The organism is Allocoprobacillus halotolerans, assembly GCF_024399475.1.
Classification (GTDB): Bacteria; Bacillota_I; Bacilli_A; order Erysipelotrichales; family Coprobacillaceae; genus Allocoprobacillus; species Allocoprobacillus halotolerans.
Window position 1 is genome coordinate 1,298,931 of the sequence record NZ_CP101620.1, and the last position, 12,668, is coordinate 1,311,598.

Annotated in this window: 10 protein-coding genes, 3 pseudogenes and 1 other annotated feature; all 13 genes and pseudogenes read left to right on the top strand. The window is 31.7% G+C overall.

Annotated elements, in window-relative coordinates:
* Positions 1-130: 130 nt before the first annotated feature.
* The 13 genes and pseudogenes from NMU03_RS07775 to argB all read left to right on the top strand — a co-directional run bounded on the left by NMU03_RS07775 (position 131) and on the right by argB (position 12,663).
* Positions 131-623, top strand: a pseudogene (locus tag NMU03_RS07775) (Lrp/AsnC family transcriptional regulator).
* A pseudogene (locus NMU03_RS07780) lies at positions 623-1,800 on the top strand (aminotransferase class I/II-fold pyridoxal phosphate-dependent enzyme). Before NMU03_RS07775 ends, NMU03_RS07780 begins: the two co-directional pseudogenes overlap by 1 nt.
* Entirely contained in the window at positions 1,793-2,203 is a 411-nt protein-coding gene (locus NMU03_RS07785) for a PTS sugar transporter subunit IIB (RefSeq protein WP_290142066.1), read from the top strand. The pseudogene NMU03_RS07780 and the gene NMU03_RS07785 overlap by 8 nt, the downstream one beginning before the upstream one ends.
* A gap of 172 nt (positions 2,204-2,375) precedes the next feature.
* Complete coding sequence (locus NMU03_RS07790) at positions 2,376-3,296, top strand: Rpn family recombination-promoting nuclease/putative transposase (protein ID WP_290142068.1); 921 nt, start codon at positions 2,376-2,378, stop codon at positions 3,294-3,296.
* Positions 3,297-3,457: 161 nt separating this feature from the next.
* A complete protein-coding gene (locus NMU03_RS07795; RefSeq protein ID WP_290142069.1) occupies positions 3,458-4,150 on the top strand; it encodes an ABC transporter ATP-binding protein in 693 nt (230 codons plus the stop codon).
* Position 4,151: 1 nt separating this feature from the next.
* Entirely contained in the window at positions 4,152-5,714 is a 1,563-nt protein-coding gene (locus NMU03_RS07800; protein WP_290142070.1) for a putative ABC exporter domain-containing protein, read from the top strand.
* A 99-nt stretch (positions 5,715-5,813) separates the two neighbouring features.
* Positions 5,814-6,329, top strand: a complete 516-nt coding sequence (locus NMU03_RS07805) for a DUF3592 domain-containing protein (RefSeq protein WP_290142071.1) — start codon at positions 5,814-5,816, stop codon at positions 6,327-6,329.
* 8 nt (positions 6,330-6,337) lie between these two features.
* A complete protein-coding gene (locus NMU03_RS07810; RefSeq protein ID WP_290142072.1) occupies positions 6,338-6,502 on the top strand; it encodes a hypothetical protein in 165 nt (54 codons plus the stop codon).
* A gap of 93 nt (positions 6,503-6,595) precedes the next feature.
* Positions 6,596-6,803: a binding site (T-box leader), on the top strand.
* A gap of 113 nt (positions 6,804-6,916) precedes the next feature.
* Positions 6,917-8,137, top strand: coding sequence for an argininosuccinate synthase (locus tag NMU03_RS07815; RefSeq protein ID WP_290142074.1), 1,221 nt, complete (start codon positions 6,917-6,919; stop codon positions 8,135-8,137).
* A gap of 11 nt (positions 8,138-8,148) precedes the next feature.
* Positions 8,149-9,533: pseudogene (gene argH, locus NMU03_RS07820) on the top strand (argininosuccinate lyase).
* Entirely contained in the window at positions 9,526-10,560 is a 1,035-nt protein-coding gene (gene argC / locus NMU03_RS07825) for an N-acetyl-gamma-glutamyl-phosphate reductase (protein ID WP_290142075.1), read from the top strand. The pseudogene argH and the gene argC overlap by 8 nt, the downstream one beginning before the upstream one ends.
* A 39-nt stretch (positions 10,561-10,599) precedes the next feature.
* Positions 10,600-11,790 carry a bifunctional glutamate N-acetyltransferase/amino-acid acetyltransferase ArgJ gene (gene argJ / locus NMU03_RS07830; protein ID WP_290142076.1) on the top strand — a complete coding sequence of 397 codons (1,191 nt, stop codon included), beginning with the start codon at positions 10,600-10,602 and terminating at the stop codon, positions 11,788-11,790.
* Between the two features lie 12 nt (positions 11,791-11,802).
* A complete protein-coding gene (gene argB / locus NMU03_RS07835; protein ID WP_290142077.1) occupies positions 11,803-12,663 on the top strand; it encodes an acetylglutamate kinase in 861 nt (286 codons plus the stop codon).
* The last annotated feature ends 5 nt before the right edge of the window (positions 12,664-12,668 follow it).

The following is a 12,668-nucleotide window of genomic DNA, read 5'->3' on the forward strand; positions in this document are numbered from 1 at the left end:
TTAACATAATTATTTATGAAATAAATAAAAAAATGTATAAAAATATGGAAATAGTAAAAAAATCATAAAATTCTTTCATAATACACAAAAGTGTAATACAATAGATACTATATTGAAGGAGGAAGCGAATATGGATGAAAAATTATTATTAAGTTTATTACAAAAAAATGCGAGGATGAAGATTACTGATTTAGCGTACCACCTTAGATGAATCAAAAGATGATGTGATTGATAAATTAACAGAATTAGAGAAACAAAAAGTGATTTGTGGTTATCATACAATTGTGAATTGGGATTTAACGAATACTGAAATTGTGACGGCTTTAATACAAGTCAATGCAAGTCCTGAAAGAGAATATGGTTATGATCGTATTGCCAGTCATATTTATAAATTTGATGAAGTGGATACAATGTATTTATTAAGTGGAAGTTTTGAATTTGTAGCTATTGTCAAAGGAAAAACAATGCAGGAAGTGGCTCATTTTGTGGCTAGTAAATTAGCATGTGTGGATGGTGTTACGGGAACATCAACTTATTTTGTTTTAAAACAATATAAGAATAATGGTGTTGTATTGATTGAAGATGAAGATGGTAAGAACGATAGATTGGTGGTGACTCCATAATGGATTATAATGATATTTTAAGTGATAGAGTAAAGACAATTAAACCGAGTGGTATTAGAAAATTTTTTGATTTGGCTTCACAAATGGAAGATGTAATCTCTTTAGGTGTTGGGGAACCTGATTTTACAACACCTTGGGCTATTCGTGAAGCTGCTATTTATTCTATTGAAAAAGGAAGAACTTTTTATACTGCCAATCAAGGATTACAAGAATTAAGAGAAGAAATTTGTCGTTATTATCAAAGACGTTTTCATGTGGATTATAATCCTAAAGAAAACTGTATTGTGACTGTTGGAGGATCAGAGGGTATTGATATTGCAATTCGTACAATTTTAAATCCTGGAGAAGAATTGATTGTCTTAGACCCAGGATATGTTGCTTATTCACCGGGTGTTGAATTGGCAGGTGGGATTCCAGTGACTATTAATCTTCGTCAAGAAGATGAATTCAAATTAACACCAGAATTATTAAAAGCTGCGATTACTCCAAATACAAAGGCAATCTTAATTAACTATCCATCTAATCCAACTGGTGGATTTATGACAAAAAATGATTATGAAAAGATTGTTCCAATTATCAAAGAATCTGGTATTATCGTTATTTCTGATGAAATTTATGCAGAACTGAGCTATGAGGAAGAATTTTGTTCGATTGCATCTTTTGATGAAATCAAAGATCAAGTTATTGTCGTAAGTGGTTTTTCTAAAGCTTTTGCGATGACTGGATGGCGTTTAGGTTATGTTCTCGCAAATCCCATCTTAACAAAAGCCATGAATAAAATTCATCAATATATTATTATGTCAGCACCATCTTCTGCACAATATGGAGCGATTGAAGGATTAAGACATTGTTATGATGAAGTGTTGAAAATGCGAGATTCCTATAAAGCCAGACGTAATTTCTTAGTCAAAACTTTTAATGATATGGGTCTAGAAACATTTAAACCTCAAGGTGCCTTTTATGTCTTCCCATGTATTCGTTCAACAGGTTTAACTTCTGATGAATTTTGTGAAAAACTTTTAGAAAATCAAAAGGTTGCATGTGTTCCAGGAACTGCATTTGGTCCTGCGGAGAAGGCTTTATTCGTGTTTCTTATGCTTACAGTTTAGAAGAATTAAAAGTCGCAACACAAAAAATAAAAATATTTGTAGATAAATGCAAAGGCAATCATGATTAGAGTACTGTTATGCTGTGGTGGTGGATTTTCATCTAGCTATGTGGCAGAAAGAATGAAAAAAGAAATTGTTGAAAAGCATTTGGATCAAGAATTGTATATGGAATTTTCTCCATTTTCGATTGCTTATGAAAGATTGGAAGATTTTGATATCATTGTTTGTTGTCCGCATTTAAATATGTATGTTAAACAATTTATAAAAGAATATGATGTAAAAATTCCTATTTATGTTTTACCACCAAGAATGTATGGAAATATGGAAATTGATGAAATTTATCAGGATGTTCAAGATTTGTTGGTCATATATGAAGATACACATATGAATCCTGTTCATTTTCCAGGCGAAGATCATGTATTAAAAATTAAACGACATAAAGCATATAAACATGTTTGCAGAACATCTTAGTTGATGTTCTGTATTTTTTGTAAAAAGTTAGAAATAAAAAAAGAAAAATAGAAAAAAATTGCGTATATAAATAATAGGAGGGTTCTTATTAAAATGATGTATATTTACAATAAGCAAATATTGTTGTATAATGTCTATGAACCCTCCTGAAATATATTGAAAGGAGGTCATTATGAAAGATTTGAAAGTTGATGATGTCATTAGAGATTTCTTCAGAAATCCTGAACACTTTGCTGATATGATGAACGCTATTCTCTATGGCGGTCAGAATGTCATTAAGCCTGATGAACTTCAAAGAATGGATACAAGTGAAATCTTTGTAGGCAATTATATTTCTAGGGAAAGAAGACGTGATGTCATCATGTTGTGGAAAGGAAAGGATTCACAGGCTATCTTGGCATTGGAAGCACAGGACCAGGTTGATTTCACAATGGTGTCAAGAACACTTCTCTATGATGCATTGACCTACAACATGCAGGATAAGGAGTACAAGAGCTACAAGATCATGCCAGTTGTCAGCCTCGTATTGTTTCATGGCGAAGGAAGATGGACAGCAGCCACGTCACTGGTAGAAAGAATGGATATTCCTGAAAGCTTGAAGGGGATGTCAAATGACTGGAAGATGAAGATTGTAGACATCAAGGATTTGGACTATCACCTACTCAAAAATGAGGACAATCGCAATATCGTCAAAACAGTTAATCAGATATGGAGAAAAGAGAAAGAAGATTTCAAAGGGATGGAAGTCTCAAAGACAGCCGCAAGGGTGATAGCGATACTTACGGAAAGATATGATATTTTAAAACAAGTGAGAGGAGAAGAAGGGACTATGGCAATGTGGTCATTTTGGAAAGACATTGAAGATTCAGGTATACGAATAGGAGAAGAACGTGGAATGAAACGTGGTATGGAACTTGGCATGAAAAAAGGTATGTTGGAATTAGTTATTTTACAACTCAAAAAAGTACTAGGAACACTCACACCTGAATTGACATTGAAAATTGAATTAAGTAATGAAGAAGAGTTAAACAATCTTGCATTACATATTACAGATATACATAGTGAAAAAGATGTTTATCAAATACTTCAATAATAGAACATAAAGAATTTCGTCTTAATTGGCGAAGTTCTTTTTTTATAGGTAATATGATAAGAAGTGACTTTTTTATGATGTATAGTATAATTAAAGTATACAGACTTGCCCCTTGCAAAAATGCTGGGGGGGTATATAATAAAAATAGAAGGAGGGATGTTATGATTGAGATACAACATCTAACAAAAAGATATGGAAGTTTTAAGGCTGTTGACGATATTGAGTTGATTGCTGAAAGTGGAAAGATTACGATTTTATTAGGTCCAAATGGAGCAGGAAAGTCAACAACTATTAAAAGCATTGCTAATCTTTTAAAATTTGAAGGAATTATTGAGATTTGTGGTTATGATAATTCGTCTATTGAAGCCAAACGTTGTTTTGGCTATGTCCCTGAAACACCTGTTTTATATGAGTTATTAACTATTGATGAACATATTGATTTTATTGGTCATGCTTATCAGATAGAAAATTATAAAGAGAAAGCAGAAAAATATTTGGAATTATTCAAACTAACAGAAAAAAGACGAAAAATGGCAAAAGAATTAAGTAAAGGAATGACACAGAAATTAAGCATGTTGTTGGCGTTTATGATTGAGCCTAAAGCCTTGTTAGTTGATGAACCAATGGTTGGATTAGATCCAGCAAGTATTGAAGAAACATTGAAAATTTTAAGAGGAATTGCAGACTCGGGATGTGCTGTATTAATTAGTACGCATATTATTGATATAGTGAGTGATATTTTTGACGAGGCATATATCATGAAAGAAGGACGTATTATCAAGAAAATTCAAAAAGAAGAACTCCAAGAAGAAAGTTTAAAAGATTATTTCTTTGAATTAACTGAGGGTGAGTAATATGAAATCATTGTGTTTATTATGGTTTCTAAAAACCAGAGCCTCAGTGAGAAATCTTTTGAGCAAGCCATCAAGTGCTATTTTTACAGTGTTTATGTTTATCGTTTATGGATTCGTTTTTTATAGTTTTCTTTTTATGCCAAAAGACAATGCATATATGATTGTGAATTTTGAATTGCATTCATCTATTTTAATCTTTATAGGTTTTTTAGCTTTATTATTGTTTTCTACAATGTTATCTTCACGAAAAGCTTTATTTTATGGTGAAGATGCCTACTTCTTATTTAGTGGACCTTTTCATAAAAGACAAATTATGATTTTCTTAACTTTTCAAACTGTTTTACAATCTATTTTACTTTCATTCTTTGCGTTGGTTTTCTTTATAGGAATAAACATGGGAGTGAATGTAGATGCGGGTTTTATAGGATTAGCACTACTAGGAAGTATGTTATCCATTATGATTTTTTTGGTTTTTGTGGATTATAGCTATATTCTTTCTATTGGTGATCAAAAATATAAAAAGATGAATTATGTGATTACTGGAATCTTTGTATTGATACTTGTTGTTGTTTTGGGATTGACGTATTTACAAACAGGAAGGATTCAAACAATTGTTGTGGATTTTATAGAATCACCATTATTCTACTATGTTCCTATTTTTGGCTGGTTAAAGCTTGTTTTGATTTCTTATGTAGAGTCCCAAATCGCAATGGTTTGTTTAGGTTTATTTCTTTTAATAGCTTGTTTAGGTATGATTTATACTTTATTTATTAGCTATAAAGGTGATTTCTATGAACAAGCTTTAGAGGATTCAATGGAGTTGTCTAAAAAGTTAAAAGAGTTTAAAGCTGGTAATCAAGATGCTTTAAGAAAAGTAAAAGTTAAAAATATTCATGTCAAAAGGTTTTATAATGGAGCATATGCTGTACTATCAAAGAATTTGCTTTTAATGAAAAAGAAAGGTAATCTTGTATCATGGAATGATTTGATATCTATCGGTATTTATCTGGTTATTACTATTTTTTCTGATTTAGGGTTTGGGTTCTTTGTTTATATGATGATTCTTTGGTTATTTATGATGATGGGAACAAGTGATCTTGTAGGTGAACTTAAAAATTATCAGATTTATTTAATCCCTGATAAACCTTATAAAAAGTTAATTGCCGTAATGATTCCTACATTTATGAAAACAGCTATTATTGGGACATTGTCTTTTGTTGTTGTAGGACTATATTATCAAGAAAGTGTTCTTACAATTCTTATGTATTTGATTAATATGCTTGGCTATATCTTTATTTTTATGAGTGCCAATGTTCTTACAATTCGTATTTTAAAAAGTCGAACGACACAAATATTTGAAAATCTGATGCGTATGTTAATTATGATAGCTAGTGCTTTACCAAGTGTTATTTTAACGGTTGTTTTTATCATGATGAATACTTTAACACCAACCACTTTAACAATTATTTCTATGTCATCATTAGTAACAAATTTTATTCTAGCAATCATTATACTATGGTCATGTCAAGGAATGATGAATGGTAGAGAATTAAAGAGTGATTAAAAAGGATGGAGCTTAGTTTCCATCCTTTAATTAACATATAATGAGAGTTTGAATTTTTTAAGTATTTATTATTTAATAATAGAAAGGGATGTGATACATATGGCACAACAGGAAACAGCGATTATAGTGTTATTAACTCTTGGAGGAACAGGTTTGCTTTTATTGGTGGTAGGGATATTTTTGATAATCAGACAAAATATGAAAGTAAAAAAATGTCAGGAAAAGACATATGGTGTTGTGGTAGGATATAAACGTCGTAGTCGAGAATTAATTGTGCCAGTGGTGGAATATCATGTTTTTGGTAATATGTATCAAAAAACAAGAAATTTTAGAGCTGTGATTTCAAAAAGCTGGAGACGACAAGATGAAGAACCTGTTACTATTAGCGAAAATGATTATGTCTTTTTACGAGGAAGAATAATGACGCAAAAGATGGCTGAAAAGATATGGCCAATCAATATGCAAATGTCTGTCTATTATGATCCAATAAAACCGCAAAGAGCGTTTGTTGAAAAAATACCAAATAAGACACCAGTTGTATCCATTGTTTTTATCAGTTTAGCTATCTTTTTGATTGTTTTAGCCTTGTTACTTTTCTATCTTTTAAAAGGATAAGTGATAAAATGGGAAGGATTTGGATTTATTTAGGGTTGTTTATCTATTTTATAACAGTATTTATTGACCGTTTCTTATATAAGATAACTGATATGATTTATATTGTTTTGGTGGTTATTGGGTTAATATGTTTAGGAATTGGATATTTAATTAATAAGAAAAATGATGAATAACTTTGTATTTTCATAAAAATATTCATAAAATTTCAAAAAAATAAAAAAATAGTTGACAAAATAAAAATGCCCATGTATCATTAACGCATATTTAAAAAATCGCTGATCAGGAAAAGTAGTTTCTTGAACGCTTCAAGCGAGGTAGCACAGAGTGGAAGGCTACTAAGTGGAAAGAAATGAAACGCACCTGTGAGAGTCCATTGGAACTAAGAGTATAATGGAACGTAACCTGCGTTAAAGGAGAGAGTGGTCAAAATATTTTTTGGCAACTAGAGTGGTACCGTGTATATGCACCTCTGGATTTTTCCAGAGGTTTTTTTATTGAGAAAGGGTGATGTCTGATGCGGCGATTAGGGAAAAATCGTTATAAATAAAATTCAATAAAAATAAAATAAAGAAAAGGAGATTATAAAAATGAAAAAGAAACAATATAAAAAAGTCGTATTAGCATATTCAGGAGGATTAGATACATCAATTATCATTGCATGGTTAAAAGAAAATTATGGTTGTGAAGTCATTGCAGTGGCAGGAGATGTTGGACAAAATGATGAACTTGAAGGATTGGAAGAAAAAGCTTTAGCAACAGGAGCTTCTAAATATTATTGTGCAGATTGCAAAGAAGAATTTGTGAATGATTTTATTTTCCCAGCAATTAAGGCAAATGCTGTTTATGAAGGAAAATATTTACTTGGAACATCACTTGCAAGACCAATTATTGCAAAAAAATTAGTGGAAATCGCTAAAAAAGAAGGAGCAGATGCAATTTGTCATGGTTGTACAGGTAAAGGAAATGACCAAGTCAGATTTGAATTAACAATCAAGGCTTTTGCGCCAGAATTAGATATTATTGCTCCTTGGAGAGTTTGGGAATTAAAGAGTAGAGAAGATGAAATCGAATATGCCCAAAAAAGAAACATCCCTCTAAAAATCAATAAAGAAACAAACTACTCTAAAGATAAAAACTTATGGCATTTATCACATGAAGGTTTAGATCTTGAAAATCCAGCGAATGAACCAATGTATGATAAAATACTTGAATTAGGTGTAACACCTGAACAAGCACCAGATCAACCAACATATATCACTTTAACTTTTGAAAAAGGAATTCCAGTTGCGTTAAATGGAGAAAAAATGAATGGTGTTGATTTAATCACTGCGTTAAATAAAATTGGTGGTGAAAATGGTATTGGTATCATTGATATGGTTGAAAATAGATTAGTTGGTATGAAATCAAGAGGTGTTTATGAAACACCAGGTGGAACTATTCTTTATAAAGCACACGCTGATTTAGAAGAAATTACAATTGATAAAGAAACACAACATTTTAAATATCAAGTTTCTCAAAAATTAGCTGATATTTTATATAATGGACAATGGTATACACCTCTTACAAAAGCATTACTTGCTTTTATTGATGAAACACAAAAGACTGTGAATGGAGAAGTTAAATTAAAATTATATAAAGGAAATATTATTGGAGCAGGTATGACTTCACCTGATACTTTATATAGTGAACAAACTGCTTCATTTGGAGAAGATGAAGATTATAATCAAATGGATTCTCAAGGATTTATTAATTTATATGGTTTACCTATTAAGGTAAAAGCATTATTAGATCAACAAAGAAAGAAATAGGGGTTGAAAATATGGCATTATGGGCTGGTAGATTTAAAAAGAAATTAATGCAGATGTGAATGCTTTTAATTCATCTATATCATTTGATGCAAGAATGTATAAACATGATATTATGGGGAGTCAGGCACATGCAAAAATGCTTGCGAAACAAGGCATTATTTCTAAACAGAATTTAGATGAAATATTACAGGGATTAAATGATATTCTTCATGAATTAGAACAAGGAGAATTGTTATTTGATCCCCTTGCTGAAGATATTCATATGTTTATTGAAGCAGAACTTACAAAACGTTATCCTGAAAGTGGAAAAAAATTGCATACAGCCAGATCTCGTAATGATCAGGTTGCCTTAGATTTAAGGTTGTATACACGTGATGAAATTCAAGAAATCAAAGGTATGTTGATGTCATTGATGAGAGTTCTTATTGAACAGGCCAAACAACATACACATACGATTATGTGTGGATATACCCATTTACAACGTGCACAACCCATTACATTTGCCCATCATTTGATGGCTTATGTAGAAATGTTTTATCGTGATTATACAAGATTAGAAGATTGTTATAAACGTATGAACGTATCACCACTAGGAAGTGGAGCACTTGCGACAACAACTTACCCCATTGATAGAATGTTTGTAGCTAAGGAATTAGGTATGGATGATATTATGTATAATTCTTTAGATGGTGTTAGTGATCGTGATTATGCGATTGAACTCGCCAATGCTTTGGCAATGATTATGATGCATTTATCACGTTTAAGTGAAGAAGTGATTTTGTGGTGTTCATGGGAATTTAAATATATTGAATTAGATGATGCTTATGCGACAGGTTCAAGCATTATGCCACAAAAGAAAAATCCTGATATTGCCGAGCTTGTGAGAGGAAAAAGTGCCAGAGTTATTAATCATGTTTCAACATTGTTGACAATGATGAAAGGTTTACCACTTGCTTATAATAAGGATATGCAGGAAGATAAGGAAACATTATTTGATGCGATTGATCAAGTGAAAATGTGTTTACCTGTTTTTGCAGATATGATGAAAACAATGAAAGTCAATAAAGAACGTATGCAAGAATGTGCAGCTAAAGGTTTTATTAATGCGACAGATTGTGCTGACTATCTCGTCAAAAAAGGAAAAGCGTTTAGAGATGCCTATAAAACAACAGGACAGTTAGTGGCTTATTGTATTGATCATGATGAAGTGCTTGAAACATTACCACTTGATGTTTATCAATCATTTGATGAAGTTTTTGAAGAAGATGTTTATCAGGCGATTTCACTTTTGACTTGTGTTGAAAACAGAGTTGTCGATGGTGGACCAGCCCCACAAACATGTCAAAAAGCAATCGCAAGAATGGAGAAACAATTGGAGGCTTTGAATCATGATTAAAGTAGGAATTATTGGAGCCAGTGGATATGCTGGTGCTGAATTATATCGTTTATTATTGAATCATAAAAATGTAGAAATTGTAGCTATCAGTTCTCAAAGTTATGCTGGAAAGATGATTTCAGATTTATATCCATCATTCTATGGACCTTATGATATGTGTTTATCTCAGGATCAGGATGTCTTGGATAAAGCAGACATGATTTTTGCTTCGTTGCCTCATGGTTTAAGTGAAAAATATGCCAAAGTTTGTGAGGAGCAAGGGAAAAAATTCATTGATTTAGGTGCTGATTTCCGTTTAGATAAAGAATCAGATTATCAACAATGGTATCAACATGACTATCAGTATCCTGGGTTACATGAAAAACAGGTTTATGGTTTAAGTGAAGTGAATCGTGATTTGATTAAAAAAGCAACAATTATTGGTAATCCAGGATGTTATCCAACATCTATAACTTTAGGACTTTATCCGTTATTAAAAAACCAAATGCAAAAAGATGAAAAGATTATTATTGATTCTAAATCAGGAACAACCGGAGCAGGAAAGTCGTTAAGTGAAGATACACATTTTCCTAAATGTAATGAATCTTTTCATCCTTATAAAATAGCAAGTCATCGTCATACACCTGAAATTGAACAGGAATTATCAAAGATGGCTAACCAAGATATTCAAGTGATGTTTACACCTCATTTATTACCAGTTAATCGTGGTATTATTTCAACAATCTATGTATCTTTAAAAGATGATGTCACATTTGATGAAGTTTATGATATATATCATAAAACTTATCAAGATGAATATTTTGTGAGAGTTTTACCAAAAGGAAAAGTTGCTGATTTGAAATTTGTACAATATTCAAATTTTTGTGATATATCTTTACACTATGACGAAAGATATCATCAATTGATTGTTGTATCAACAATAGATAATATGGTCAAAGGGGCAGCTGGACAGGCGATTCAAAATATGAATTTGATGTGTGGTTTTAATGAATTAGAAGGATTAATGATGATACCTGCATCATTTTAAGGGAGGAAAATATGTTTAAAGATATAGCTGGAGGTGTATGTGCACTCGCTTGGGTTTCAAGCTTCAGGAATACATTGTGGGATTAGAAAAAATAAAAGTAAAAAAGATTTAGCTTTAATTGTCAGTGATGTGATGAGTCATTGTGCCAGCACTTATACTCAAAATAAAGTCAAGGGAGCACCGATTTATGTCACTCAACAACACTTACAAAATCATGAGGCCAAAGCCATTATTTGTAATAGTGGTAATGCCAATACTTGTAATCCTAATGGCATCGAAATTGCTAATGAAATGTGTGAGTTATGCGGTCAAGTATTAAATGTTGCTGCTGCTGATATCGTCGTTGCTTCAACTGGCGTTATCGGACAACCTTTAAGCATTGAACCAATTGAAAAACATATGACACAATTAGTAGATGCTTTATCAACAAGTGGCAGCAGTGATGCCTGTGAAGGGATTATGACAACTGATACTGTTAAAAAAGAATATGCTGTTGCTTTTGAAATAGGAAATACAACATGTCATATTGGAGCAATCGCTAAAGGGAGTGGAATGATTCATCCTAATATGGCAACAATGCTTGCTTTTGTAACAAGCGATGTTTCGATTTCAAAAGAGATGTTAAATGAAGTGATTCATGAAGTTGTTAATGATACATTTAATATGGTTAGTGTTGATGGTGATACTTCAACAAATGATATGTTAACATTGATGTGTAATGGTCTAGCAAAAAATCCAGAAATTACACAAAAAGATGAAAATTATCAAAGTTTTAAAGAAGCTTTGATGTATGTTTGTACATGTTTATCTAGAGATATAGCTAAAGATGGCGAAGGTGCAACAAAACTTCTTACTTGTAAAGTTTTACATGGACAGAGTGTTAAAGATGCAAAAGTTGTTGCTAAATCAGTGATTACAAGTTCTTTATTTAAAGCTGCAATGTTTGGTGAAGATGCGAATTGGGGACGTATCTTATGTGCCATTGGATATAGTGATGCACAATATGACATTACAAAAATTGATGTTGATTTACAAAGTACAAAGGGGACTATTCGTGTTTGTGAAAATGGGGGTGGCTATCCTTTTAGTGAAGAAAAAGCTGCTCAAATCTTAAGTCAGGATGAAATAGAAATTATTATTGATTTACATGATGGTGAGTTTGATGCGGTTGCTTGGGGATGTGACTTAACTTATGATTATGTCAAAATTAATGGTGATTATCGCACATAAAGGGGAATAATTATGAATCAAAATGCAATTGTAAAAGCTGAAATTTTATCACAGGCTTTACCATATATTCAAAAATATCATGATAAGATTGTTGTGATTAAATATGGTGGTAATGCGATGATTAATGAAGAATTAAAAATGAATGTGATTCAAGATGTTGTCTTATTATCTGAAATTGGTATTAAAGTCATTCTTGTACATGGTGGTGGTCCTGAAATTAATCAGACTTTAAAGAGAATGCAAAAAGAACCACAATTTATTAATGGTTTAAGATATACTGATGAAGAAACAATGGATGTTGTGCAAATGGTTTTAGCAGGAAAGACAAATAAAGATCTTGTTAAACTCATTATGCAAAAAGGTGGTAATGCTGTTGGAATCAGTGGTATCGATAATCAGTTAATTGTTGCTAAAAAACATGAATGTGAAGATGATTTAGGTTATGTTGGGGATATTGTCAAAATCAATGCTCACATTATTATGGATTTATTAGATAAAGGTTATATTCCAGTTGTATCAAGTGTTGGTCTAGATGAAGAAGGGCATACTTATAATATTAATGCTGATACAGCAGCTGCTGAAATTGCTGCTCAAGTTCAAGCTGAAAACATGATTCTGGTCAGTGATATACCAGGATTGTTAATGGATAAAGATGATGAATCAACGTTAATTCCTTTGGTTCATGTTTATGAAGTCAAAGGTTTAACTGATAAAGGCATTATTAGTGGTGGAATGATTCCTAAGATTGAATGTTGTGTCAGAGCAATTCGTGAAAATGTCAAAAAAGCAGTGATTATTGATGGTCGTACTCCTCATTCTATTTTGATTGAAATGTTATCAAAAGATGGGATTGGAACAATGTTTAAAAGATAGGAGGT